Source organism: Pararobbsia silviterrae, from assembly GCF_003628125.1.
GTDB lineage: Bacteria > Pseudomonadota > Gammaproteobacteria > Burkholderiales > Burkholderiaceae > Pararobbsia > Pararobbsia silviterrae.
Window position 1 is genome coordinate 25924 of sequence record NZ_RBZU01000013.1, and the last position, 25931, is coordinate 51854.

Genomic DNA, 25931 nt, shown 5'->3' on the forward strand with positions numbered 1-25931 from the left:
ATCCTGGGTGGGAACGTGGATCGGACAGGCTCAGAACTTGTGATACAGACCGACGAGCACGACGTGCGGCGCCTGATAGCTCTCGGGCATCCCGTTCGAGTCCGTATAGCTGTTGTTGATGTCGTCGACGGTCGGCTGCATGACCGGATAGCGTCCGTATGTCGCGGCCGAACCCGTGGTGCGGATCACCGAGCCGCGCACATAGACCGCCGTGCGCTTGGACAGATCGTAGTCGTAGCCGAGCGTCACGCCGAACGAGCGATCGTCGAAGCCCGCGACCTTGCGATACGCGAGTTCGAGACGGAAGTCGTTGCGTTGCAGATACCGATAAAGCGCGCCCGCGGTATAGAGCGAGGCGACGCGATCGCCGGCCAGACGCGGCGCGAGAAAGCTATAGGCCGCCGACAGCACATAGTTGCCCTTGTCGTAGAGCAGTGCGCCCGCGTAGTTGTCCGTGCGCACATACTCCGACGTCGTCAGCGCATCGAGGCCGTAGTTGCCGACATAGCTCAACGTGCCGAACAGATGGCCGTCGTAGTAGTTCAGCGCGACCGAACGCGTCGCGATCGTCGGCGCATCGGCGCTGTTGCTCATCGCGACCGCGAACTGCGCATTGAGCGGGCCATACCACGGCGTCGAATAGCTGATCGCGTTCGACAGCCGCGACGCTTCATAGCTCGCGCCGGGACCCAGGTCGTAAACCCAGGCCGTCAGATACGCGACCGCCGACACCGTGCCGACCTGACCGAACACATCGACGAACAGCGGCACGCCGATATCGTCCTGCAGACCGAATTTGAGTTCGCCCGCGTTCGGCGAGTACAGCGACACCCAGGCTTCGCGATTGAACAGCGTGTTGGCCGCACCGAGTTGACCGTTCGCGGCGTTGAAGCCGTTTTCGAGGTCGAAGCGCGCGCGCCATCCGCCGCCGAGATCCTCGACGCCGTAGATGCCGAACTTCGACGTCCATTCGCCGCTGCTCGACTGGAAATACTGCGATGTCGCGCCCTTCATGTAACCGACCGACTCGTCGACTGCGCCATAGAGCGAAATGCCCGGCGTATAGGCATCGAATGTCGCATACGGCACGCCCTGGAAGTAGTCGTTCAGAAACGAATCGGCGGCCAGGCTCGCCGTGCTCGATACGCCGAGCGCGGCGAACAGCGCCGAGCCCAGCGTGGCGCGCAGCACCGAACTCGCTTTCTTCTTCGGTGCCCGGTAGGTGTGCGTTCGCGTGTGTGCGTGATCCATGGATCGCAAGCTTCTTTTCAACATGAGTGAGCTCTTGGGGGGGTAAGTAAATCAATGCGCTAAAGGTCAATCCACTGCGATCGGCGTGACCGCACACCTCCTCCGCTCGGGGTGTACGGATCAAGCCGCCTTCAGATGGCGCTGGGTCAGCGCCACGAACCACGCGGCGCCCCAGCTCAGGGCGTCGTCGTTGAAGTCGTATTCGGGGTTGTGGACCATGCATCCGCCCTTCGAGCCGATGCCGTTGCCGAGCATCACGTAGCAGCCGGGCATGGCTTCGGTCATCCAGGAGAAGTCCTCGCTGCCTATGATTGCGTCGGGGAGCAGGGTCAACGCATGCGGGCCGGCGACGGCCTCGATCGCTTCGATCGCGAGTTCGGCCGCGGCGCGGTCGTTGACGAGCGGACGCGAGATCGACTGATAGTCGACCGTTGCTTCGGCGCCGAACGCGCGCGCCTGGCCTTCGGCGATCTCGCGGATGCGGCGTTCGAGCGTGTCGCGCGTCTCGGCGTCGAGCGCGCGCACCGACAGCTTGAGCACGGCGGTCTCGGGAATCACGTTGCCCGTCGCGCCCGCCTGGAACGCGCCCACCGTGACGACGGCGGCTTTCGTCGGTTCGATATTGCGCGAGACGATCGATTGCAGCGCGAGCACGATGCTCGATGCCGCGACGATCGGATCGGTTGCGAAGTGCGGCATCGCGCCGTGTCCGCCCTTGCCCTTCACCGTGATCGTCACCGTGTCGGACGACGCCATCATGCAGCCGTGGCGCAGCGCGAAATGACCGATCGGAAGACCGGGCGCGTTATGCAGCGCGAACACCATATCCGACGGAAAACGCTCGAACAGTCCTTCGTTGATCATCCGCGTCGCGCCGCCGAGCCCTTCCTCGGCGGGTTGGAAAATCAGGTTCAGCGTGCCGTCGAAATTCGCGTGCTTCGCGAGGTGATGAGCGGCCGCGAGCAGGATCGCCGTATGTCCGTCATGACCGCATGCGTGCATCGTGCGTTCGACGGTGCTCGCGTACGGCAGGCCCGTCGTTTCCTGGATCGGCAGCGCATCCATGTCGGCGCGCAGGCCGATCGCGCGCGTCGATGTCCCGCGCTTGAGGCGTCCGACGACGCCCGTGCCGCCGAGGCCCGTGGTCACCTCGTAACCGAATTCGGCGAGCTTGCGCGCGACGATGTCGGCGGTCCGCGCTTCGGCGAACCCGAGTTCCGGATGCGCGTGGATATCGCGCCGGATCTGGACGAATGCGCGTTCGGACGCTCGCAATTGCGCGAGCAAGGGGTTCAAAACCTGGGTCATGCCGTGCTCCTGTGAGGCGATTCGCAACAGTCGAATCGCTGCTGGGAGCCAAGACTAGGGACACCGCTCCAAAACTAAAAAGCACAAATTGTCATCCGTATAACCAGTGGTAATATCCGCCGCATCATGAAAATCCATCAGCTCCGCGCGCTCGTCGCCGTGTCGGCACAGGGCAGCATCAATGGCGCCGCCAAGGCGCTCCACGTCACGCAGCCCGCAATCACCAAAGCGATTCGAGAACTCGAGAACGAATTCGGCGTTCAGCTTCTCGAGCGGAATCAATGGGGAGTAATCCCTACGCCCGAAGGCGCCACATTGCTCGATCGCGCGCGGACCGTCGTGCGCGAAATCGAGCGCGCGCAAGAGGACATGTCGCATCTGAAGGGCGCGCGCGAAGGCAAGCTCGCGATCGGCGTCACGCCCATCGTCGGCACGGCGGGACTCGCCGAGGCCTATATCGCGTTTCGCAAGCGCTGGCCGCGCGTGAGCGTCGAGTTTCGCGAACTCGGGTTTCATCAGATGAGCGAACAATTGCGCAACCGCACGCTCGATCTGGCGTTCAGCGCCTTTACGAAACCGTTGACGGAGACCGGCGGCGTCGAAGAACTCTTTACGCTCGACACCGTATTCGTCACGCGCGCGACAAGCCGCTTCGCGAACGCGCGCTCGCTCGATGCGCTGCGCGAGGCCGAGTGGATCCATACCGATGTCACCGAGGGCTATCCGACCTTTATCCGCGAGATGTTTACGCGCGCGGGCGTCGTGCCGCCCGACCAGATCACGCGATGCACGTCGTTCGCGCTGTTCTACAGCCTCACGATCAACACGGATTCCGTATTCGGCTGGACCTGGCATTCGCTGCGCGAAACCGAACTCGGCCGCACCTTCGTGCCCCTGCAATTGCCCGTGACGCCGCTGCCGCTGAGGCTGTATCTGCTGACGCCGCCCGAACTTCAGCTCACGCGGCCCGCGCGCGACTTCCTCGACGCCATCCTCGAACACCGCGCGATGACCACGCATAACCCGACGCGCGTGCTTGCATAGACGCGAGGCGACAGGCACCCACACATGCGAAGCGCCGAGCGCCTGAATCCTCACGCTGCACCTGCCATTCCACGCGCCTTGGCGCAGTCGGCACCCTTAACTATCCGTTAAGCCATCGATATCGTTTCGATACCCCTCGGATACGTTCTGTCCGATAGTGCGGGCTTCATTGCTTGCCGCGCAGACGGGGCTCCCATCGGGCCCGCTCGCGCGGCTGTCCTCGAAGGATCGCCCATGACATTTCCGCTTTCGCGCAGACGCCAGCTCGCCGTGCTGATCGCGCTGTTCGCCGCGTGGTCGATCGCGTATGCCGACCGCATCGTGATCGGCACCGCGATCATCCCGATCGCGCATGAATTCGGTCTCAGCGATCAGGCCAAGGGCCTCGTGCTCGGCGCGTTCTATGTGACCTACGCGCTCATGCAGCTCGGCGGCGGCACGCTCGCCGACCGCTACGGGTCACGCAAGGTCCTCGTCGGATGTCTGCTGCTCTGGTCGATCTTCACGGCCTTGACGAGCACCGCGTGGTCGCTCGCTTCGCTTGTCGGCTTCCGGCTGCTGTTCGGCGTCGGCGAAGGCAGCTTCGCGCCGGCCAACGCACGCGCGATCACCGAATCGTTTCCGGCTTCGCTGCGCGGCCGCGTGCAGGCACTCATGTGCAGCACGGTCTTTCTCGGCAGCGCCGTCGGCTCGGCGGCCGTCGGATGGACGATCTATCGCTACGGCTGGCGCGCGACATTTCCCGCGCTCGGCGCGCTCGGTCTTCTGGTCGCCGCGGCGCTGCTCGTCTCGCTCGCGCCGCAGACAGGCGACGCCACGCACACCCTCTCCGATGCCGCGCCGCGCGCCTCGTGGCGCGATATCGTGCGCACGCCGCTCGTCTGGCGCGTCGCGGCGATCTGGTTCGGTTCGTGCGTGCTCTCGCTCGGACTGCAGGCATGGATGCCGTCCTGGCTCATGCGCGAGCACGGCGTCGATCTTCTGCATATCGGCTTGCTTTCGGCGGTACCGTTCATCGTGAGTTTCATCGGCACCAACGTGATCGGACACGTCATCGATCGCTGCGACCGCACGCGTCTGCGTCACCTGCTCGCGGCGGGCGCGCTATTTAGCGCGTTCTTTCTCGCGCTGATGATCCGCGCGACGTCGATCCCGATGCTCATGCTCTGGTGGACGCTCTGCATGCTGTCGTTCGACATGGTCTATGCGACGGTCTTCTCGATCCCGCTTAAATATTTTCCGGCCGCGATCTCGGGCCGCACGACCGGCCTCATCAATTTCAGCGGCCAGCTTGCGGGAGCCATCGCCCCCGTCGTCATGGGCCGGCTGATCACCGTGAGCCACGGTTCGTACGTCGGCGCATTCGTCTTTCTGATCGGCGCCGGACTCGTCGCGGGCGGGGTCGCGCTGACGACCGACTTCGGCGCGCGCAGTATCGCGGTACGTCTGGAGCGTTCATGAAGGTTTGTCTTCTCGGCGCGGGCGTCACCGGCATCACGACGGCCTACGCTTTCGCACGCGACGGCCACGACGTGACGGTCATCGACCGGCACGCGCATCCGGCCGCCGAAACGAGCTTCGCCAACGGCGGCCAGCTCAGCTACAGCTATGTCGCGCCGCTCGCGGACCCCTCGGTGCTGCGCAAGCTGCCCGCGCTGCTGTTCGACCGCGCGTCGCCGCTGCGCTTCCGTGCGCGTCTCGATCCTTCGCAATGGCGCTGGTGCCTCGCGTTTCTCGCCGCCTGCACGCGCGCGAAGAGCCGGCAGACCACGACCGAGCTGCTCGGACTCGGCGCCTATAGCCGCGCGTTGATCGGCGAACTCGTCGAACGCGAACGCCTGAGCTTCGACTACGCGCGCAGCGGCAAGCTCGTGCTCTATCGCGACGCGCAGGCCTTCGCATCGGCGCGCGCGCAGATGGCGTTTCAGAACCGCCTCGGCTGCGATCAACGCGCGGTCACGCCGCGCGAATGCGTATCGATCGAACCCGCGCTCGCTGCCCAGACGAATAGGCTCGCGGGCGGCATCTTCACCGAAAGCGAAGCGTCCGGCGACTGTCACGCGTTTTGTGTATCGCTCGCAGATACGCTTCGCGACACGTATGGCGTCACGTTCCGCCTCGATACGACGATCGAGTCGATCCGCACGCGGCACGACAGCGTCGCACGCATCGAGACCTCGCGCGGCGTGTTCGAGGCCGATTTGTATATCTCGTGCCTCGGCGTCGGCGGTCTGCCGCTCATGGATCTGCCGAAGTTGCGCGTGCCGTTGTATCCGCTCACCGGATATAGCCTGACCGTACCGGCCTTTACGAGCGCGCCGCGCGTGAGCATCACCGACACGCATCACAAGGTCGTCTACGCGACGCTCGGCGAACGCCTGCGCATCGCGGGCATGGTCGATATCGGCGTGCGCGGGATGCCGTTCGCGCACGCGCACGTCGCGGACGCGCATGTCGCAGACGCGCATGTCGCAGACGCGCGAACCGCAGTCGTGCACGACGCCGACACGCGTGCGGCGCAGGCTCGCCTGCGTCTGCTGCTGAGCCAGGCCGAAGCCTTCCTGCCCGGCGCGGGCGCGTACTCGCAGGCGATCCCGTGGTCGGGCATGCGACCGGCCACGCCCTCGGGCAAACCCGTGATCGGACCGACGCCTTACCACAAGCTCTGGCTCAACACCGGCCACGGCGCGCTCGGCTTCACGCTCGCGGCCGGCACGGCCGCCCTGCTCGCCGACATGGCCGCGGGCCGCACCCCCGCGTGCGATCCCACGGCATTCGCCCTCTGAACCCCGCCCACCCCACGCGTGCTCTCATGAAATGCTTCGCCGCCGGTCTGCTGACCGAGACCAATGCGTTCGTCAATCTGCCGACGAGCATCGAAACCTTCCGGCTCGGTCATCTCGCGCCGGGAACCTGTCCGCTCGACAAGCCGCTCGCCGGGGCCGAACTCATGTTCGCGGCCAAGCGTCGCGCGGCCGCCGGCGAATTCGAACTCGTCGAGGGCAGCTGCTATCGCGCGACGCCGGCCGGTCTCAGCAGCCGCGCCGCCTACGAGGAACCGCGCGACGCGATCCTCGCGCAGATCCGCGCCGCACTGCCGCTCGACGCCGTGCTGCTGGGCCTGCACGGCGGCATGATCGCGCACGGCTATCCCGACGCCGAGGGGGATCTGATCGAATGCGTGCGCGCGCTCGTCGGGCCCGAATGCGTGATCGGCGTCGAATTCGATCCGCATTGTCTCGTCACGCCCAAACGCCTCGACGCCAGCGACGTCATCGTGCTCTACAAGGAATACCCGCACACCGATATTGTCGAGCAGGCCGACCGGCTGATCGACATCGTCACGCGCATCGTCGCGCACAAGGTCCGCCCCGTCGCCTCGCTGTTCGATTGCCGGCAAATCGACTCGTATCCGACGACGGCGGCGCCGATGCGCGCGTTCATCGACGCGATCAAATCGATCGAAGCGACGCGCGAGGACGTGATCTCGATCTCGGTCGTCCACGGATTCGTCTATGGCGATTCGCCCGATCTGAGCACGCGGATCCTCGTCTATACGAACGACGACAAGGCCGCGGGCGATGCGCTCGCGACCACGCTCGGCCACGAACTCATCGGCCTGCGCGGCCATACCGCGCCGCCTTTGCTGAGCATCGACGCGGCGATCGACGCGGCCTTCGACACGACGCCCGACACCGGGCCCGTCGTGATCGCCGATCCGACCGACAACGCGGGCGGCGGCGCGCCGTCCGACAATACGGATATCCTCGCGCGCCTGATCGCGCGCGACGTCGGCGGCGTCGCCTTCGGGCCGATCTGGGATCCGGTCATGGTCCAGCTCTGCCTCGATGCGGGCGTCGGCGCGCGGATTCCGCTGCGTATCGGCGGCAAGGTCGCGACGACCTCGGGCATTCCCATCGATGCGACGGTCGACGTCATCGGCGCGTATCGCGGCGCGTGGCAAAGCTTCGGCGCGAGCCGCGTCGAAAGCGGCAACGCGGCGGGCGTGCGGATCGGCGGCATCGAGATCGCGTTGACGTCGATGCGCACGCAGGCCTTCAGCCTCGAACTCTTCACGCAGCTCGATATCGATCCGCGCGGAAAACGCGCCGTGTTCGTCAAATCGGTCAATCATTTCATGGCGCACTACGGACCGATCGCGTCACGCGTGCTCCATGTGAACGGCGGCGGCCCGCTGCAACGCGATTACTCGAAGATGCCGTACCGGCATGTGCGCCGTCCGATCTGGCCGATCGATACCGATGCGCCGCCCGCGCTGATCGTTTGACGTCGATGCCCGCGATGCGCCGCCGGGCGCGCGCCTGCGCATGTGTGGGACACTCCGCACCGGTAATGCACAACGCACGCAGCGCACGACGGACAGACGGAGGCCCTTTGAAACAGCACCAATTGCGCGCATTTCTCGCGCTCGCGGAGGGGGGCAGTCTCGTCAAGGCGGCGAACGCGCTCAACAAGACGCCCGCCGCGATCTCGAAAGCGATTCGCGAGCTCGAAGAGGACTTCGAAGTCCAGTTCTTTCATCGCAACGCAACGGGCATGTCGTTGACCGAGGGCGGCAAGATCCTGCTGCCGCGCGCGCAGGCGATGCTCGCCGAGCGGCGGCGCGCCGACGAGGCGCTGCGGCTTTTACGCGGCAAAACCGATGCGCATCTGCGCGTCGGACTCAGCCCGGCGGTATCGGTCTTGCTCGCGCCCGCGCTCGTCGAACGCTTCGTCGCGCGCATGCCGTCGGTCCGGCTCGATCTTTTCGAATATCAGCGCGAGCACATGACGCATCGGCTCGACGACGGCACGCTCGATATCGCGCTGTTCGCCATGCCGTCTTTTCTCCAGCGCGACGTCGACAAGCGCGCGACGCGGCTCTATGCGACCGAGTTCGCGCTCGCGGTCAAACACGACGGCGCGTTCGCGCGCGCGGCATCGCTCGCCGACCTGCGCGATGCGAGATGGATACTGAGCGACCCGAGCGGCGCGCAACAAACGTATATCGAAGACGCGTTCCGGCACGCGCGCCTCGATCCGCCCGCGCGGACCATGGTCTGCTCGGCATCGGGACTCGGCGTGTCGCTCGCGCTCAAGCTCGATGCGGTCGCGCTGATCGCGCGACCCATCGCGCAGGCTCACCCGCAGCTCGCGGTACTCGATTGCCTCGCGGCGCCGCCGCGACTCGACATCTACAGCCTGATCCGCGCAACGACCGTCGCGTCGCCCGTCGTCGAATCGTTCCTCGATATCGCGCGCGAGCTCGGCGGATCGTCGGCGCTGGACCCGTCCGCGTACTGAAACGCGGCTCACGACACCGTTCCGGTTCAGTACATCCCCAAATTGCGCTGCAACGCGGCGGCGAAGTGCGCCTGCACGGCGGCCTCGGCCGCGTCGGGATCGCGTGCGCGGCAGGCTTCCAGAATCGCCAAGTGTTCCTTGAGCGTGCGCAGCACGACCGGCGCGGTCAACTTGCGTTCGAGCCGCAACAACTTCAGATAGTTATGCATGCGCCGGTAACTGCTCTCGACGAGCGGATTGCCCAGCGATGTGACGACCGCATGGTGCAGCGAGGTTTCGAGCGCCTCGACTTCGGCCACGTGCGCGGCGCCGAGCCCCTGCTTCTCGATCGCGGTCACGAGCGCGAGATGGCGCTGCTCGAGCGTGCCGATCGTCTCCTCGTCGGCCGTTTCGGCAAAAACGCGGATCGCCGCGCGCTCGATGATGCTGCGGAACTGATACGTCGCGCGTGTCAATTCGAACCCCGGCTTGACGAACTGAATGCCCGAACGCGGATGAATCGTCAGCACGCCTTCCGCTTCGAGCACGCGCAAGGCGTCGCGTAACGGCGCTACGGGTATACCCAGAAGCTGGACCAGTTCGTTTTGCGAAACGAACGCGCCGGCCGGCAGCTTGCGTTCGAACAACCCTTCGAGGATGCGCTCGTACGCGATATCGCTGAGGCGCGCGCCACCGCTCGCGGCGTCCGCGCCCGCGGGCGATTCCGCATCCGCGCGCTGGGCCGCTGCCTCGATGATTTCACTTTTCCTCGTTCTTCCCACTTGTGATCTCCGAACTGAACGACTAGCATGATATATCACAAAACGCTTCTGATCTATCAGTGCACCCATCATGCGCATCGTAGACTTCCGCATTACCCGCTTTCAGTTTGCCCGAGATCGTGTGATCGGCGACAGCCAGGTTCGCGCCGAAGACGCCCATGTCGCGGCGCTCGAACTCATCGACGAACAGGGCCGCGTCGGACTCGGCTTTATCCAGTCGTTGTTCGTGCCGCTGCCGCCCGAGGCCGAAATCACGCGCGTGTTCCGTTTCGAGGCCTGGCCGACGCTCGAAGACGAACGCGCGCAAGCGCTCGTGCATCGCGTGGCGCGGCCGCGCGGCGGCAATCAGCGCGCGTGGACGCTGCCGTTTCATGAAGCCTTGCAGGTCGCGCTCTGGGACCTCGCGGCGAAACAGGCGGGTCTGCCGCTCTGGCAATTGCTCGGTGCGCGGCGCGATCGCGTCAACGCCTATGCGAGCGGGCTCGATTTCCATCTGAGCGACACCGCGTTCTCCGAACTCTTCGGACGCGCCGATGCGCTCGGTTATCGCGCGTTCAAGATCAAGGTCGGCCACCACGACTTCGAACGCGACCTCCATCGGCTCGATCTGCTCAAGAAAGCCGTGCGCCGCGACGCGCAGATCATGATCGACGCGAACGAAGCCTGGTCGCCGAAGGAAGCCGTCATGAAGCTCGAACGCATCCGCGACGCGGGCCATGCGCTGCTCTGGGTCGAAGACCCGACGCTGCGCAACGATTTCGCGGGCCTGCGGCATATCCGGCAGGCTGCGCCGTGGACCGCGCTCAATACGGGCGAATATCTCGACGCGAGCGGCAAGCGCGCGTTGATGCAGGCCGACGCCGTCGATCTGCTCAACGTGCACGGCCAGGTCACCGACGTCATGCGCATCGGCTGGCTCGCGGCCGAGCTCGGCGTGCCCGTGACGGTCGGCAATACCTTCCTCGAAGTCGGCGTGCACTGCGCCTGCGCGCTGCCCGAGACCGAATGGCTCGAATACTCGTTCCAGAACTTCGACGCGCTCGTCGAGGAGCCGATCCCAATCCGCGACGGTGTCGCGATCGCCCCCGAACAGCCGGGCCACGGCCTCGTGCTCAGCGAGTACGCGCGCCGTGAACTGCGCCGGCCCGACGTGTTCGACGCGAGCGAACTCGGGCCGCCGCCGCTCGGGCTGCCGGAGCGCGAGATCCATTAGGCACGACGTCCACTCGGCGAGCGGCGCCGTCTCGGTGCGACACGCTCGCCGATATCGAGCGTCCGGCGCGATGAAGTCTTGACGCGACAGCCGCTCGACGCAACGCATCACGAGGTCGTGAAAGTCGAATACGTACGCATTCCTGACACAAAAACCCATCGGAGACAGTTGTGCATAGCCCATTGATTTCACGCATTGGAGTCGGCCTGGCCGCACTCGCGCTTTCCGCGGCGGCCGCCGCTCAGACCTTGACCGTCTGGGACTGGAAGTCGAGCGATCCCGCGACATCGTCGTACTTCCAGAAAGTCAAAAAGGACTTCGAGGCCGCGCATTCGGGCGTCACGGTCAAGTTCGTCGGCCAGCCGATCGAGCAGTACTACACGATACTCGGCACCTCGCTCGCGGCCAACGCGGGCCCTGATGTGTTCCTGCTCAACGGCGGCGCGCAAGCGCGCGCGCGCATGTCCGACCTCGTCGATCTGAGCGGCCTCGACAAGGGCATGCTCGGCGTCAAGGAATTCCAGGACGCGAGCGGCAAGACCTATGCGTTGCCGCTGACGCTCCAGGGCTTTGTCGTCTACTACAACAAGGCGCTCTACACGCAAGCCGGCCTCGATCCGAACAAGCCGCCGAAAAACTGGGACGATCTCAAGCGCGTGTGTGCGGCGTTCAAGGCAAAGGGCACCAAGATTCCGTGCTTCGCGCTCGGCAACAAGGAAGGCTACGGCGCCGAATTCTTCTTCTCGTCGCTCGCCGCGACGTCGATGACCGCCGACGAACAGGCGCAATTCGCCGCGGGCAAGCTCAAGTGGTCGAGCCCGCAGGTCAAGACGATTCTGCAGGCCTGGGTCGATACGCAAAAGGACGGCTGGTATCCGAAGGGCGCGAACTCGACGACGAAGTTCATGGACGAATACGAGCAGTTCATGCGCGGCGACGCGGGCAACACGATCGGCCTCATCTCGGACGTCGCGCACTGGAAGCAGTTCGAGGAATTCCTGACGCCTGAGAAACTCGGCGTCTACAAGATGCCGTCGCCGACCGTCGCCGCGGGCAATCCGCCCGACGATCCGCGCTTGCCGGTCTCGGGCGGCATCGGCTACGGCGTCAACAAGGCTTCGAAAAACGTCGCGCTCGCGAAGCAGCTCGTGCAGGCGCTCGCCAGCCCGGCCGCGCTCCAGGTCTTCGCGAACGACGCGGGCGCCTTGCCCGCGAACAGCAGCGTCGATCTCCAGTCGTTCAAGGGACCGACGGTCAAGATCATCCTCGGCTGGCTCAAGGATTCGGCCGTGACGACGACCTTGCTCGGCGCGTCGGCCGCCGAAATGGAAGAATGGCACCGCCAGAGCCAGTTGCTGCTCAACGGCGATACGACCGTCGACAAGGCGGCCGCTCGCATGGATGAAGTTCAGGCCTCCGCAAAGCGCTAACACCATGTCGAAATCCTCCGCCCCGGCGAGTTCGGGCATCGCGCACGAACCGAGACCCGCGTCGTCGCCCGCGAAACGGCGCGCCGCCGACCGATCCGAGCAGCGCATGGCGTTTTTGCTGCTGTCCCCCGCCTTGCTGCTCGTCATCGTGTTCCGGATCTTTCCGCTCGGCTGGGGCGGCGTGCTTTCGCTGCTCGGCCAGACGCCGTCGGGCAAGGTCGGCTTCGTCGGCGTCGCGAACTACGTCGCGCTCGCGCACGACCCGTCGTTCCGCGATTCGATGGTCAACACGCTGATCCTGCTCGCGACGCTGCCGATCTGGGTCATGCTGCCGATGCTGCTCGCGATCCTCATCCATCAGGGCGTGCCCGGCGGCAAGCTGTATCGGGCCGTCTATTTCTTTCCAGCCGTGTTGTCGAGCGTCATCATCGGGTCGATCTTCAACGTCGTGCTCCGCTATGACGGCAACCTCAACGCGATGCTCGATACGTTCGGCATCGACGCCGTCGACTGGCTCGGCAACGGATCGACCGCCCTCATGAGTCTGATCGGCGTGCAGATGTGGTCGACCTTCGGCATGGGCGTGCTGATCTTCATGGCGGGGCTCTCGACCGTCGGCGACGACATGATCGAAGCCGCGCGGCTCGACGGCGCGAATATCTGGCAGACGTGGGTCTACATCATCATTCCGACGCTGCGTCCGATCATCGAATTCGTCGCCGTGATCACGACGGTCGGCGTGCTCACGTCGATGTTCGGCCTGATCTATGTGCTGACCGACGGCGGTCCCGGCACCTCGACGACGCTCCCCGAATTCCTGATCTGGATCGAACAGGGCAAGATGAACCGGCCTTCGTATGCGGCCGCGATTTCGGTCGTGCTGTTCGCGCTGATGGGCGGCATCGCCTGGCTGCAGATCCGGATCATGACCCGCAACGCCAATCTCTGAGACCGAAGTCATGGCGATCACCGTCAAGCAGGACCGGCGCGTGCTCTGGATGCTGACCATTCCGATGGCCGTCCTAGCCGCGTCGTGCATCTATCCGCTCGGCTTCGCGCTGAACAACGCGTTCAAGTCGTCGAAGGACTATATTCTCGACCGCTTCGGCCTGCCCTCGCATCCGACGATCGAGAACTTCTTCCAGGCCTGCGTGCAGGCGAATCTCGGCGAGTACTACATCAACTCGATTGTCGTGACGGTCGGCGCGGTCGCGTGCCTGCTGATCGTCTCGTCGCTCGCGGGCTTCACGTTCGCGTTCCTGCGGTTTCCGTATCGCAAGCTCGTGTTCGTCGTGATCCTCGCGTCGCTGATGATTCCCGTGCAGGTCGTGCTCGTACCGTTCTATCAGACGATCATCGCGCTCGGCCTCATCAATACGCGGATCGGTCTCATCATTTCGTACACGGCGTTCTTTCTGCCGTTCAGTGTCTATCTGATGACCGCGTTCTATTCGAGTCTGCCGCGCGAGCTGCTCGAGGCCGCGCGCATGGACGGCGCGAGCATTCTGCAGGCCTGGTGGCATGTGATGCTGCCGTTGGGCAAGCCCGCGCTCGTCACGCTCGGCATCCTCAACACGCTCTATTGCTGGAACGACGTGCTGATCTCGCTGCTCGTGCTGCAGGACAACCGGACATTGATGGTCGGCATCGCGGCGCTGCGCGGCGAATACACGACGAACGTGCCGCTGCTCTGCGCGGGACTCGTGCTCGCCGCCGCGCCGATCGTGATTCTCTACGTCGTGTTCCAACGCCGGATCGTGTCGGGCATCGCGGTCGGCGCCGTCAAGGGCTGATAACGAACAGGGCCGCTCGATCGAGCGGCCCTATTGCTTTCGTGAATGAAAGACGGATGCGCGACGCGCATCCGCGACGCGTCAGTTCATATACCAGCCGCCGTCGACCGCGAGGACCTGCCCCGTAACGAAGCCGCTGTGCTCCGACGCGAAGAACTGCAAGGCGTTCGCGATATCGAGCGCATTGCCGCGATGCTTGATCGATTGACGCCCGATGACCATCGCCTGATAGCCCTCGGGATCCGGATGGATCGCTTCGGCCGCCGTCGGAAATGCGCCGGGGCTCACACAGTTGACGGTGATTCCATGCACGCCGAGTTCGCGCGCGAGCGCGCGCGTCGCGCCGACGAGCGCGCCCTTCGAGGTGACGTACGGCAACAGTTCGCCCCAACCGCCGTAGAACGTGATGCTCGAAATATTGACGATGCGTCCCCAGTGCTGCCGCTGCATATGCGGCACGAGCAATTGAGCGAGCACGAGCGGCGCATGCGTATTGACCGCGTGAACCGCGCGCAGCTCGACCTCGGCATAGTCGAGGAACGGCTTGCTCGGATAGATCGCGGCGTTGTTGATCAGGATATCGAAACCGCCTCGTGCGTCGATCTCGGCGCGGATCGTCCGCGTGAGCGCGGGCGTATCGGCAAGGTCGGCCGCGAGGCAGCGTACCGATCCCGATATCGCGGCCGGCACGTCATGCGGCTCATACGTGCCGCCCGCGGTAGCGTGCGACGCCGATGCACGCAGCGACTCAAATGTCCCGCGCGCTGCCGCGATCCGTTCTTCAAGGTCGTCGCCGCGATCGAGCGCGACGACATGCGCGCCTTGCGCCGCGAACGCCCAGCATGCGATCGCGCCGAGACCACCCGCGCCGCCCGTGATCAGGATCCGCTTGTCTTTCATGTCCATCCTTTCGTATCGAGTCGAGGGACGGGGCCGTCAGCGCGCGCCGCCGATCGGTTCCCAGTTCGCCGTCGTCGAAACGTATTCGTCCGAAGGCTGTGCCGCGATCGCGCGAATGCGATCGCGCTGACGGTCGATGGCCTCGATATCGGGCAGCACCGACAGACGCGTGTGATAGCGCCGCGACTCGCCATGTTCGAGCCAGATCGCCTCGTCGCGCGATTGCGCGAACGGCTTGCCGAGCACGTGATGCGTCGACGGCTCGATGCCGATCGCATAGTGCCCTTCCTGGAGCGCCTGCCATTCGAACATGCATGGAAATTCCGACTTGCGCGTCTCGATCAGCACGCCGAGCCCGCGCCCCGCGTCGAAGCCGCGATTGCAGAGCATGACCGGCACGATGCCTTGCGCATCGGCGCGCATCGTGTGTTCGTAGACCTGCTCGTGGAAATCGTGACGCGGCGCCGGTTGCGTGCGATAGCCGACGCCTTGCGCGCGCAGCGCGGCATCATGCGCGGCCCATGGCGTTTCGACGATCGGCGCGACATATTCGCTGCCCTCGTCGAGCACCGGGTACCCGACGTTGATGTGATAGAGAAACATATGCGGCGTCCGATAGAAGCCGTGATTGACGACCTCGTCGTGCAGCGAAATCGTGTGGCCGCCGACGACGGCTTCGATGCGCCGGCGCAGATACAGATCCTCGCCGAACACCGTCGATTGCTGGATGATGCCTTCGGCCCAGAGCACGCACTCGTCGCCGTCCCAGCGTTCGCCATAACCGGTCAACCGCGCGGGGATCGTGCCGATGCGGCCATGCAGCGAACTCGCGACGTGCTTGCGCGGCGAGTAGTGGAAATGTTCGGCGGCCTGCGCGTCCATGAACAGCGTGTGATCGAGTCCCGCGGTCACGATGAGTCCCGACAGCGAACGCAGCCATGCGAGTCCTTGTTCGCCTTCATATTCGTGAAGGCCCGGATGACGGAACCCCGCCGGCGAATGCCATCCGATCGACGCGCCGCGATACTCGCAACGCGCGATATCCATCGCGCGATCGACGAGCACGGTGAAGACAAGACCCGAGCCCGTGCGGAACTCGAGGCAGCGCACGCCGCGCTCGACGCCGTCGCCCAGCGTATAGAGCTGCACACCCGCGACCTGGGACAACATGCCGACGCGCGCATCGAGCGCGCGCCGGGACAACGTCTGTTCGTAGAGTTGCATGGAACCTCGTATCGAAGTGAAGAAAACACGCGGCCGCGCATGCGCATCTGCGCGATGCGCGCGATGAGCACGATGTGCGCGGCGCCCCGGATGCGCGTCCGCGCAGCGGATCGCATGCACGCACGACGAGGTGTCGCCAAGCATAGGACGGCCGTTCGCGCGCGCCAAACCCGCCATCGCGTGATGGGTTTTGATGGGCGCGCGACGACGCGCGATCGTGCGCCGCGCCATTTTTCGGCCGTCGATTTCGGCGATTCGCCTCGCGCCGTTTCGCGGCATCGCATCATCGCGATGATGCATTTACATCATCGCGGCGCATCTTTGACGTCCACCGATACGGTGTCTAGATTTCAAGCGCTGATGGGCGTCGGCCCTCATTCGATCGGACGCCGATTTCAAACCGGGAGCGAGGCATCGTGTCGACCATGATCTCTTCATTGAACGGACGCGCGACGATCGTCGATATCGCGCGCGAGGCCGAGGTCTCGACCGCGACCGTCGACCGCGTGCTCAACGGACGGCAAGGCGTGCGCGCGTTGACGATCGACAAGGTCCTGCGCGCCGCGCGGCGACTCGACTACATCGCATCGGAGCCGACGCCGCATGCGCTGCCGATCCGCGCCGCCGAGCATCCCTCCGCCGGCCCGCGCGTCTATGACTTCGTCCTGCCCGCGGGCGGCAATACGTTTATCCGCGAACTGGCCGAACGCATCGAAGGCCTGCACGAAGAGCTCGCGCCGCTGCCGATCACGGGCCGTGTCCATTTCATCGAAGGCTTCGATCCCGAAGTGCTCGCGCGGTCGCTCGTCAAGATCGGACGCGATTCGAAAGGCGTCGCGTTCGTCGCGCTCGAACATCCGTTCGTGCGCGAGGCCGTGCGGCATCTCGTCGAGCGCGGCGTCACCGTCGTCACGCTCGTCTCGGACCTGTCGAGTTCGAAGCGCGCGGGCTACGTGGGCATCGACAATCGCGCCGCGGGACGCACGGCGGGCCTGCTGCTCGGCCGTTTCATCGGCCCGCGCGCGGGCAAGATCGCGATGATCGCGGGAAGCCTCGCGTATCGCGGCCACGAAGAACGCGAGATGGGTTTCCTGCACATCATTTCGGAAGCCTATCCGGATCTCGAGATCGTCGGACTGCGCGAAGGTCACGACGACGCCGAACGCAACTATGCGCAAACGCGCGGCCTGCTCGATCAGCATCCGGACCTGATGGGCATCTACAACATCGGCGCGGGGTCCGCCGGCGTCGGGGCCGCGCTGCGCGAATCGGGCCGCGCCGGCGAGATCTGCTTCATCGGGCATGAGATCACGAGCGATACGCGCAGTCTCGTCGTCGACGGCGTCATGGACGCCGTCGTCGCGCAGAACCCGCGGCGCGAAGCGGTCGATGCGTGCCGGATGCTGCTCAACGTCGAGGCCGGCCGCGACCCGTCGACGGGCATCGCACCGACGCGCATCGACATCTATGTGCGAGAAAACCTGCCGTGACGCACGCGGCCAACGTAGACCGGAGCAAGCACATGGCCCAGGGCCACACTCAGATTCTCGACGGATATCGCGTTCTCGACTGCTCGATCGCGATGGCCGGACCGTTTGCCGCGCAACGGCTCGGCGATCTTGGCGCGGACGTCATCAAGATCGAGCCGATCAGCGGCGAATGGCAGCGTCACAAGCCCGCCGGCAACGCGAAGGGCAAGCGCATCAACGTGTCGTTTCTTTCGTTGAACCGCAACAAGCGCAGTCTCGCGATCGACTTGAAATCCGCGCAAGGCAAGGCGATCCTGCTCGACCTCGTGCGCTCGTCCGACGTCTTTCTGCAGAACTATCGACCGGGTGTCGCGGCGCGGCTCGGTGTCGACTACGAGACGCTCAAAGCGATCAATCCGAAGCTTATCTACGTCTCGATGTCGGGCTACGGCGAATCGGGACCGTACGTAACGCGGCCCGGACAGGACTTGCTGCTGCAAGCCATGAGCGGCGCGATGCTCAGCGTGGGCCGTGACGGCGAGCCGCCGAGTCCGGCCGGCCAATATCTCGTCGATGCCGTGACCGCCTATACCGCGTTCGAAGGCGTGCTCGCGGCGCTGCTGCATCGCGAACGCACGGGCGTCGGACAGCGCATCGAAGTCAATATGCTCGATGCGATCGTCGCGATGCAGATGCAGGAGATTTCGGTCCATACGGTCGGCGGCATGCCGCAGACGCGGCTCGGCGAACCGCATGCGCATCCGTATATCCGCGCGCCTTACGGCGTGTTCAAGACACAGGACAGCTTTATCGCCTTGTCGTCGCCGCCGCTCGCGCTGCTCGCGCAGATCGTCGACGCGCCCGAGCTCGCGCAGATCGACGAGGAAACGGGTGTCTGGAACCGGCGCGACGAGATCTTCGCGATCACGCAGGCGCGCCTGCTGACGAACACGACCGCGCACTGGCTCGCGGCCTTCGAGGCCGTCGATATCTGGTGCGGTCCCGTTTATGGCTATGCCGATATCGCGGCCGATCCGCAGATCGCGCACAACGGCACGATGATCGAATACGACCATCCGACCGAAGGACGCGTGCGCACGCCCGGATTCCCGATCAAGTTCGAGCAGACGCCGTCGGTTGTCCGGCGCGGCGCGCCGTTGACGGGCCAACACAGCCGCGAGGTGCTCAAGGAACTCGGCTATGACGACGCCAGGATCGACGCGTTGATCGCGGCCGGCAACGTCGGCGAAGAGCGTCTCTAGATTCGATACGCGCCGCGCGTCGAACGCATCGCGCGATGCGCTTCGATCGCGCACGCGACACCCGCGGCCCGATCGGGCCCCTCACCCGAATTCGTACGTGTATTGCACGCATACCGCACGTATATCGCACCTATAAGGGCACTCGCATGGAATCCGTCGATCTCGACATTCGCGACTGGGTCGCGACGATCACGCTGAACCGTCCCGCCAAACACAACGCGATGACACCCGAGATGTCCGCGCAACTCGTCTCGGCGATTCAGCATTGCAACGACAACCCCGCGGTTCGCGTGGTCATCGTGACCGGCGCGGGCGAGCGCGCGTTCTGCGTCGGCAGCGACGTCAAGGAACTCGACCGTTACCCCGATCCCTGGGCGTTTCGCAATCGGACCGACTATGTCGATGCGTTGCGCGCGCTGCGCAAACCGCTGATCGCGGCCGTCAACGGCATGGCCTATGGCGGCGGACTCGAAATGACGTTGGCGGCCGATATCCGCGTGGCCTCGACGGCCGCGCAATTCGCCGCGCCTGAAATCAAGCTCGGATGGGTCGGCGGCGGCGGCGTCGCGCATGCCTTGAGTCATTCGATCGGCCCGAGTCATGCCGCGATCATGATCATGACGGGCGAACCCATCACGGCAGCGCAAGCCGCCGAATGGGGTCTCGTGAGCACGCTGCTCGCGCCCGATGCGCTGCTCGCGCATGCGACGGCGCTCGCGCGTACGATTGCCGCACGCGCGCCGATCGCGGCCGAGACCGCGAAGATGAATTTGCGCGCGGCCGTCAACATGACGCGCGATATGGCGTTTGCGTACGAACGCGAGTTACAGACGATCTGCTTCGCGACACACGATGCCGCCGAAGGCCGCGCGGCGTTCAAGGAAAAAAGGGCGCCGAAATTCGAGGGGCGCTAAACATCTCCCAAATCGTGAGCGTGCGCGCAGTCCGTCTTAGGAATCAATCCACGCTCACGATGCATCAATCCCCATACTCTTCATACGATTACGCGCGAAGATATCGCCGTATCGCACGCGTGAAACGATTCGAACACGCGTTCTACTTCCCCCTCATGGGCTCGCGGTTATCCGCGAAACGTATGCGTCTCGCGTACACGCTTGATCACATTTAGTTTTACGTAGCCTTACGCTGGCACAATGCACAGCGCATGTTCACGCAAGATCGCTCAAGAATTTTTTTCCCTTACCGTTAAACGTAAGGTTAGAGACCCGAGCTGATCCCAAAGCTGAACCGCGTATGCATGGCACTTACAACCTCTGGCTCGTCGCGCTTTCGTTCATTGTGGCGACGCTCGCTTCGTACACCGCACTAGACCTGTCCGCGCGCATTGCGCTGCTCACGCGCAGAATGCACCGGCTCGCATGGCTCGCGGGCGGCGCCACGGCGATGGGCATCGGCATCTGGTCGATGCACTTCATCGGCGTGCTGTCGTTCTCGCTGCCGATTCCGATCGGATACGACTTCACGATCACGGGCGCGTCGCTTGTCATCGCGATCGTCGTGTCGCTGTTCGCGCTCCGCGTCATCGCGCGCAAGACGCTGTCGCACCGGCGCGTCGCGGCGTCTGCCGTCCTGATGGGACTCGGCATCGCGGGCATGCACTACACGGGCGACGCGGCGATGGAAATGCAGCCCGGCATCGTCTACGACCCCTGGCTATTCGCCGCGTCGATCGTGATCGCGATCCTCGCGTCGGGCGTCGCGTTGCGCATCGCGCACACGCTCAGCGATACGCAGCAACGCCACGTGAGCCTCAAACGCGTGGGCGCCGCGCTCGTCATGGGCTTCGCGATCAGCGGCATGCACTACACGGGCAACGCCGCCGCGACCTTCCTGCCCGGCGCGATCTGCGGCGCGGCGCGCGGCATCGACCTGCCCTGGCTCGCGACGACCGTCACGCTGCTGACCTTCGCGATCCTGATCGTCACGCTGATGCTGTCGCGCTACGACGCGCGCACCGATTATCTGGTCGGCTCGGTATCGAAACTGAACGGGCAGATCATCCGGATGGCGGCTTTCGATAGCCTGACGGATCTGCCGAATCGCCTGACGCTCACGGAGCGCATGAATCACGCGATCACGATGGCGAAGCTGCGGGGCACGCAATTCGCCGTGCTGTTCATGGATCTCGACGGATTCAAGACGATCAACGATTCGTTGGGGCACACCGTCGGCGACGAAGTCCTCAAAGTGTTCGCACGGCGTCTGCTGCACTGCGTGCGCGGCGACGACACCGTGGCGCGGATCGGCGGAGACGAATTCGTGCTGCTCGTCGAGCACATCACGTCGGCCGAAGATGCCGGCAAGGTCGCCGAGGGCCTGCTCACGCGCATGCGCGACGGACAATGGGACGACGGCCAGCCGCTGCACGTGACGCCGAGCATCGGCATCGCGATCTATCCGCAAGACGGCGATACGGTCGAAACGCTGCTCAAGAATGCCGACGCGGCGATGTATGAGGTCAAGCGCAGCGGGCGCGGCACGTGGCGGTATTTCGAAGCGAAGATGAACGAGGCCGCGACGCGGACCCTGTTGATCCAGCGCGCCTTGCACGACGGACTGCAAGCGAACTATTTCTCCTTGCATTTCCAGCCGAAGTTCCGCGACGGCGGCACGACGCTCGCGGGCGCGGAAGCCCTGCTGCGGCTCACCCACCCCGAACTCGGTTCGCTGCCGCCGGCCGAATTCATCCCGATCGCCGAACGCTCGGGCCAAATCGTGCAGATCGGGTATTGGGTCGTGCGCGAAGCATGCCGGCATATTCATCTTTGGCAGGACGAAGATCTGCCGGTGGTGCGCATCGCGATCAACCTATCGCCGCGCCAGCTCGTGCAGCCGGAACTCGTCACGACGATTCTCGGCATTCTCGAAACCGAAAACGTCACGCCCGAGCAGATCATTTTCGAAATCACCGAAAGCGTCGCGATGCAGGACGCCGCGCATACGACCGAGATGATCCGCGAGTTCCAGCGTAGCGGGTTCGAGATCGCGATCGACGACTTCGGCACGGGGTATTCGAGTCTTGCCTATCTCCAGCGCTTCGGGGCCAAGCAGCTCAAGATCGATCGCTTCTTTACGAACGGGCTCGACACCGATGGCCATGAAAGCACGGCAATCGTTTCCGCGATCATTGCGCTGGCCCATGCGCTCGAAATGGATGTCGTTGCCGAGGGCGTCGAGACGCCGTCGCAGCTCGATCGGCTCAATACGCTGTTTTGCGATGAACTGCAGGGGTTTCTGCTAGGCAAGCCGATGCCCGGCGAAGCGTTCGGCGCGCTATTGCGCACCTACGAGGGCGATATTGCCGAGCCGCCCGACGTGCCGACATCCGAGCCCGCCTGATCGGTTCAAGCGGTCTTAGAGAAAAATCGGCGGCAAGGTCCTGCCGGTTTCGAGCACAGCGTCGCGATCGATCTCCATCGCGTCGGCGGCTTCGCGCAGCGAGGCGCGGCGATCGAACGCCGGCACGATCAAGACCGCCGTCCGCGCGCCGCGCAGCATGCGCTCGGCCACGCTGCCGAGCAGCCAGCGGCTCAGCGGACTGCGTCCGCGATTGCCCAGTACGACGAGATCCGCGCCCCAGCGCTCGGCCTCGTGCGCGATGCTTTCCATGACGTCGTGCGCGCGCGTCGACGTGCCGATCATCGTCGTGTGCGCTTCGCGTCCGTGTTCCTTGAGCATCGCATCGGCGCATGCGAGCGCGCGCGAGCCTTCCTTCATGAGCGCGGCGATACGCTCTGGATGGCGCAGGCCCGGCGCGTGATCGACGACATAGACGACGTGAATCGCCGCGTCGCGCGGGGCGCGCGCGATCGCGAACGACAACGCGTTAAAGGCCGTGTCGCTGCCGTCGAGCCCGACCATGACCTTCTTCATATGCGTGCGGCCGTCTTCGAGGCATGCATAGGGCACGTAGAGCACGGGACACGCGGACGCCGCGGCGAGCTCCTCGGGATCGATACGCCAGATGCCGCGTCCGCGCTCGGCGTGTCCGAACGCGGTCATCGCGATCAACGACGCGCCGACCTTGAGCGCGACGGACGCGACGGCTTGCGCGGCCGAATCGGACTGCATCGAGAGATCGAGGACCGAGGCCGTCGGCGTCGGCACCGATCCGGCACCCACGACCTCTCGCGCGACGCCGTCGACCGTGGTCCGGCTTGCGGCGAGCACGGCTTCGTGGGCGTCGAGCCACGGCGACATCTGGAGCGACACCGAGGAAAACTGCATGCGCGGATCGCCCGTGACCGCGATCAGATGAAGGGCGGCATCGGGCGAAGCGAGATGCATCGCGCACCGCGCGAGCGGCCGCAACCCCGCGCCGCCTTCGGCCGCGACGAGAATATGCCGGCAACGCGGCCCGTCTGGCTGCGTCGAGTCGATATCGTGCGTCATGGTGTCGCTCCCGGACCTCAGAGACCGGCGCGCGTGCAGCCGGCTTGTATGGCGCCCCACCGTCGAATGGGGGCAGGTCCGATGATCGGCGCGTTTGGCGCGGCGGGGCTTGATCCGTGTCAATCGCGGCGTAATTTGCCCCGCCGATGCGCGCAAGACCTTCGAAGTCGGTCCATGACGCCTTGAATTGCGCGACTTACGACGCGCGAGACGCCGGGCGCGAGGCACCTCGGCGACATCGATTCACAATGCCTGTTCGATCGACACCTTAAGCGTTCCCTTGAACAGATTCACGAAGGCGCGCGCTTCGTTGCCGGTTAAAAAGAGCGCGCCCGCCTTCGGCACCTCGGGCACCTGGAACACGCAATACTGCCCGATCGAAAACACGAACATGCGTTCCTTGTCGACGACGTCGTCGGCCGTGCTGCCGCCGATACGGCCGATCAATGCGCCGACGGCCAGCTCGGGCATCACGAGCGGGCTGCCGTTGCGGCTCAGCGTCGGAGCGCCGTCGGCCGTGCACCCGGCTGCCGGGACCCCGTCGGGAAACCACCGTTGTTGTCGGTGGCCGTCGGGGAGCACCTGAATCCGATAGATTCGCCCGACCGTCATGATGTCGACCGCGGGCACCCACATCATGCCGTTCGAACCGCCTACGTCGACCTCTGACACGCGCGTCCATCGTTGCGTCTGCATCGCGTACCTCGCTAGAACTTGACCGGGATGATCCGAAGATCGTGGTTTTCGAGCACAGGAATATCTTTGGGATCGCCCGCCGTATCGACGGCCGCATAGCAAACCGGGACTTTCGACGCGTCACAATAGACCGCTTCGACCGTGTGAACGCTCGACGTACACGTCTTCGTCGAATCGCACACCCTGATTTGCGATCCCGCGTTCAAGAAACTCGACCATCCCTTGGCGTCCTCAAGCGCAATCATCCTGACATCCGCTTGGACATGCGGCACAGATGCCAGCGAGCCGGGATCGATCTCCGCGCCCGCTCGGATCGCCTCGGTCGTGTAGCGCCCTTTCATCTGTCGCTCGAAGTCCGGTACGCTCCAGAACTGACTGCTGAAATCCGACTCGGGATGCTTGACGTCGATCGCTTCGAGACGCGTATTGATCGGCAGGTCTCGTGTCGCGCGGTAGGGGCGCAGATGCTGATGCGGCCAATGCAATCCGCCTTCGCCATGGCAGACGCCGATCACAAAAACGCTGATCCCATACGCGAAGACGAGAATCGGCACCAGCCAATGCCGCAGCGCGATGACGTAGATCGCTTCACGGCTGCGACGCTCACGATTGGGACTCGGATTCGGCTGCGTCATTTAGCGACAGGTACGACGTAGCGGAAATTGATTCGCTCGCCGCCCTGTGTGTCGGCCAGCTTGTCCAATTGCGGCCAGATCAAGCGCTCCTCGTCGACATCGACGGGAATCGGCATATGCAGCGCTTTCAACAAATCAAAGCGATAGATGTCGAACACGGTCGACAGGACATCGTTGAAGGCCCGGTATTGCTCGGCGGCCGCAAGATACCAGCAATAGGTCAGCACCGGTCCGCCCAGCGCGACGATCACAAACCACGCCCTTGAGTGAAACCAGAAAAGCACCGCCATCCAGACGACCGTCCAGCATCCTGTCAAGAACGACGACACGATCAGGAAATCAAGCTGTACCTTGGCGTCCTGAAGCGTCGTGTCCTTTCGCTCGCCTTGCTGAACGCAGACGATCAAATTCGAGAGCACCGAATTGAGATCGCACGCATAGCGGCGCTCGATACTTGATTGCACGCTGGCCGCGATGTTTCCCATCCGCGTCGGAGCGAGATAGGTCCCGAAACTCGAATCTCTCAAATTCGTGAATCGCAGATATTCGAGGGTCGCCTGTTCACGCCCGAACTGAATCAGATCGTGCAACTCCTCGTTGCAGACATTAAGCGAGCGGCGCACCAAGGCATGCCCATTCAAGCGATAGGTCTCGAGTAACTCGTTGAACCTCAACAAGGCGCCTTCGAGCTTGTCGGCATCGAGCAAGCGATTCTGCGCGCGCAGGCGCTTAAGTAAATCAATCGTCTTTTCGAGCGACGGATCTCCCGAATACTCCTCGTCGGTGGAATTCTCACGCTCTGCAGACACCACCGCGACGCGTTGCTTAGCGCAATCATCGAGCCGGAGGCTCAATTCGCTCGCCTGGCTTCTTTTTTCTTCGATGCGCAACAGCCGCTTCCCCTGGGCAGGCGCGAACAGCGAGGTCAGCAGATTGGACCAATGCCCTTCCATGAGTTGCCTCATGAAATTGCTCATGCTTGAAACGAGATACGACATGACGATCAGCAGGACCACGAGTGCGCCGATCAGGAAGATGAGCTGCGAGCCTTCCGAATAATGGACGAGGTTCGCATTGCACCACGCTCTCCATGGGTCGAAAAACAAGTAGGCAAACAGCCCGTTCATGAATACGAACGTCAGAACCGGAAGAAAACTCGCGATCAGGAAAGACTTGGAAAACGCGGCGACGATATTGTTCAGCAGCGTGCTCAGCATGGGTCAGCTCC

At 64.4% G+C, this 25931-nt stretch carries 22 protein-coding genes; 13 read left to right on the plus strand and 9 right to left on the minus strand.

Translation table 11 applies throughout. The features are described from left to right. Window positions 1–30: 30 nt before the first annotated feature. Together D7S86_RS23115 and D7S86_RS23120 are read right to left on the minus strand one after the other, a co-directional pair. Window positions 31–1251, minus strand: a complete 1221-nt coding sequence (locus D7S86_RS23115; protein ID WP_158602062.1) for a porin — start codon at window positions 1249–1251, stop codon at window positions 31–33. A 120-nt stretch (window positions 1252–1371) separates the two neighbouring features. Beyond that, window positions 1372–2559 carry a M20 aminoacylase family protein gene (locus tag D7S86_RS23120; protein WP_121089815.1) on the minus strand — a complete coding sequence of 396 codons (1188 nt, stop codon included), beginning with the start codon at window positions 2557–2559 and terminating at the stop codon, window positions 1372–1374. A gap of 126 nt (window positions 2560–2685) precedes the next feature. On the opposite strand from D7S86_RS23120, the gene D7S86_RS23125 reads away from it, so the two are divergent. The 5 genes from D7S86_RS23125 (at window position 2686) to D7S86_RS23145 (ending at window position 8907) form a co-directional block, all read left to right on the plus strand. Further along, the gene (locus D7S86_RS23125) at window positions 2686–3603 is read left to right on the plus strand and encodes a LysR family transcriptional regulator (RefSeq protein ID WP_121089817.1); all 918 of its coding nucleotides are present in this window, start codon (window positions 2686–2688) and stop codon (window positions 3601–3603) included. Between the two features lie 234 nt (window positions 3604–3837). Further along, window positions 3838–5064 (plus strand): MFS transporter, encoded by a 1227-nt coding sequence (locus tag D7S86_RS23130; protein ID WP_121089819.1) that lies wholly within the window; start codon window positions 3838–3840, stop codon window positions 5062–5064. Further along, complete coding sequence (locus tag D7S86_RS23135) at window positions 5061–6389, plus strand: FAD-dependent oxidoreductase (protein WP_121089821.1); 1329 nt, start codon at window positions 5061–5063, stop codon at window positions 6387–6389. Before D7S86_RS23130 ends, D7S86_RS23135 begins: the two co-directional genes overlap by 4 nt. A gap of 26 nt (window positions 6390–6415) precedes the next feature. Then, the gene (locus tag D7S86_RS23140) at window positions 6416–7891 is read left to right on the plus strand and encodes a M81 family metallopeptidase (RefSeq protein ID WP_121089823.1); all 1476 of its coding nucleotides are present in this window, start codon (window positions 6416–6418) and stop codon (window positions 7889–7891) included. Window positions 7892–7998: 107 nt separating this feature from the next. Continuing rightward, a complete protein-coding gene (locus tag D7S86_RS23145) occupies window positions 7999–8907 on the plus strand; it encodes a LysR family transcriptional regulator (RefSeq protein ID WP_158602063.1) in 909 nt (302 codons plus the stop codon). Between the two features lie 26 nt (window positions 8908–8933). Here the strand turns inward: D7S86_RS23145 and D7S86_RS23150 are convergent, their stop codons facing one another. Continuing rightward, complete coding sequence (locus tag D7S86_RS23150) at window positions 8934–9668, minus strand: GntR family transcriptional regulator (RefSeq protein ID WP_205962877.1); 735 nt, start codon at window positions 9666–9668, stop codon at window positions 8934–8936. 121 nt (window positions 9669–9789) lie between these two features. On the opposite strand from D7S86_RS23150, the gene D7S86_RS23155 reads away from it, so the two are divergent. From D7S86_RS23155 to D7S86_RS23170, 4 genes are all read left to right on the plus strand, one after another. Beyond that, on the plus strand, window positions 9790–10881 hold the full coding sequence (locus D7S86_RS23155) for a mandelate racemase/muconate lactonizing enzyme family protein (RefSeq protein ID WP_240648366.1): 1092 nt from the start codon (window positions 9790–9792) through the stop codon (window positions 10879–10881). Window positions 10882–11051: 170 nt separating this feature from the next. Then, window positions 11052–12311 carry an ABC transporter substrate-binding protein gene (locus D7S86_RS23160; RefSeq protein WP_121089832.1) on the plus strand — a complete coding sequence of 420 codons (1260 nt, stop codon included), beginning with the start codon at window positions 11052–11054 and terminating at the stop codon, window positions 12309–12311. A 4-nt stretch (window positions 12312–12315) separates the two neighbouring features. Beyond that, window positions 12316–13260, plus strand: coding sequence for a carbohydrate ABC transporter permease (locus D7S86_RS23165; protein ID WP_240648367.1), 945 nt, complete (start codon window positions 12316–12318; stop codon window positions 13258–13260). 10 nt (window positions 13261–13270) lie between these two features. Next, window positions 13271–14104, plus strand: coding sequence for a carbohydrate ABC transporter permease (locus D7S86_RS23170; RefSeq protein ID WP_121089834.1), 834 nt, complete (start codon window positions 13271–13273; stop codon window positions 14102–14104). An 81-nt stretch (window positions 14105–14185) separates the two neighbouring features. Here D7S86_RS23170 and D7S86_RS23175 read toward each other — a convergent pair whose 3' ends face one another. Together D7S86_RS23175 and D7S86_RS23180 are read right to left on the minus strand one after the other, a co-directional pair. Next, on the minus strand, window positions 14186–15004 hold the full coding sequence (locus D7S86_RS23175; RefSeq protein ID WP_121090058.1) for an SDR family NAD(P)-dependent oxidoreductase: 819 nt from the start codon (window positions 15002–15004) through the stop codon (window positions 14186–14188). Window positions 15005–15040: 36 nt separating this feature from the next. Continuing rightward, window positions 15041–16228 carry an aldose 1-epimerase family protein gene (locus D7S86_RS23180; RefSeq protein ID WP_121089836.1) on the minus strand — a complete coding sequence of 396 codons (1188 nt, stop codon included), beginning with the start codon at window positions 16226–16228 and terminating at the stop codon, window positions 15041–15043. Between the two features lie 425 nt (window positions 16229–16653). On the opposite strand from D7S86_RS23180, the gene D7S86_RS23190 reads away from it, so the two are divergent. The 4 genes from D7S86_RS23190 (at window position 16654) to D7S86_RS23205 (ending at window position 22319) form a co-directional block, all read left to right on the plus strand. Beyond that, on the plus strand, window positions 16654–17718 hold the full coding sequence (locus tag D7S86_RS23190) for a LacI family DNA-binding transcriptional regulator (protein ID WP_121089840.1): 1065 nt from the start codon (window positions 16654–16656) through the stop codon (window positions 17716–17718). Window positions 17719–17750: 32 nt separating this feature from the next. Continuing rightward, complete coding sequence (locus tag D7S86_RS23195; RefSeq protein WP_121090060.1) at window positions 17751–18959, plus strand: CaiB/BaiF CoA transferase family protein; 1209 nt, start codon at window positions 17751–17753, stop codon at window positions 18957–18959. A gap of 146 nt (window positions 18960–19105) precedes the next feature. Further along, a complete protein-coding gene (locus tag D7S86_RS23200) occupies window positions 19106–19873 on the plus strand; it encodes an enoyl-CoA hydratase/isomerase family protein (protein ID WP_121089842.1) in 768 nt (255 codons plus the stop codon). 340 nt (window positions 19874–20213) lie between these two features. Next, window positions 20214–22319, plus strand: a complete 2106-nt coding sequence (locus tag D7S86_RS23205) for a putative bifunctional diguanylate cyclase/phosphodiesterase (RefSeq protein ID WP_121089844.1) — start codon at window positions 20214–20216, stop codon at window positions 22317–22319. Between the two features lie 15 nt (window positions 22320–22334). Here the strand turns inward: D7S86_RS23205 and D7S86_RS23210 are convergent, their stop codons facing one another. From D7S86_RS23210 to D7S86_RS23225, 4 genes are all read right to left on the minus strand, one after another. Next, window positions 22335–23372, minus strand: coding sequence for a universal stress protein (locus tag D7S86_RS23210; protein ID WP_121089846.1), 1038 nt, complete (start codon window positions 23370–23372; stop codon window positions 22335–22337). A gap of 243 nt (window positions 23373–23615) precedes the next feature. Continuing rightward, on the minus strand, window positions 23616–24044 hold the full coding sequence (locus D7S86_RS23215) for a hypothetical protein (protein ID WP_147432440.1): 429 nt from the start codon (window positions 24042–24044) through the stop codon (window positions 23616–23618). A gap of 35 nt (window positions 24045–24079) precedes the next feature. After that, window positions 24080–24703 (minus strand): hypothetical protein, encoded by a 624-nt coding sequence (locus tag D7S86_RS23220; protein WP_121089850.1) that lies wholly within the window; start codon window positions 24701–24703, stop codon window positions 24080–24082. After that, window positions 24700–25920, minus strand: a complete 1221-nt coding sequence (locus tag D7S86_RS23225; RefSeq protein ID WP_121089852.1) for a hypothetical protein — start codon at window positions 25918–25920, stop codon at window positions 24700–24702. Before D7S86_RS23225 ends, D7S86_RS23220 begins: the two co-directional genes overlap by 4 nt. Window positions 25921–25931: the final 11 nt, after the last annotated feature.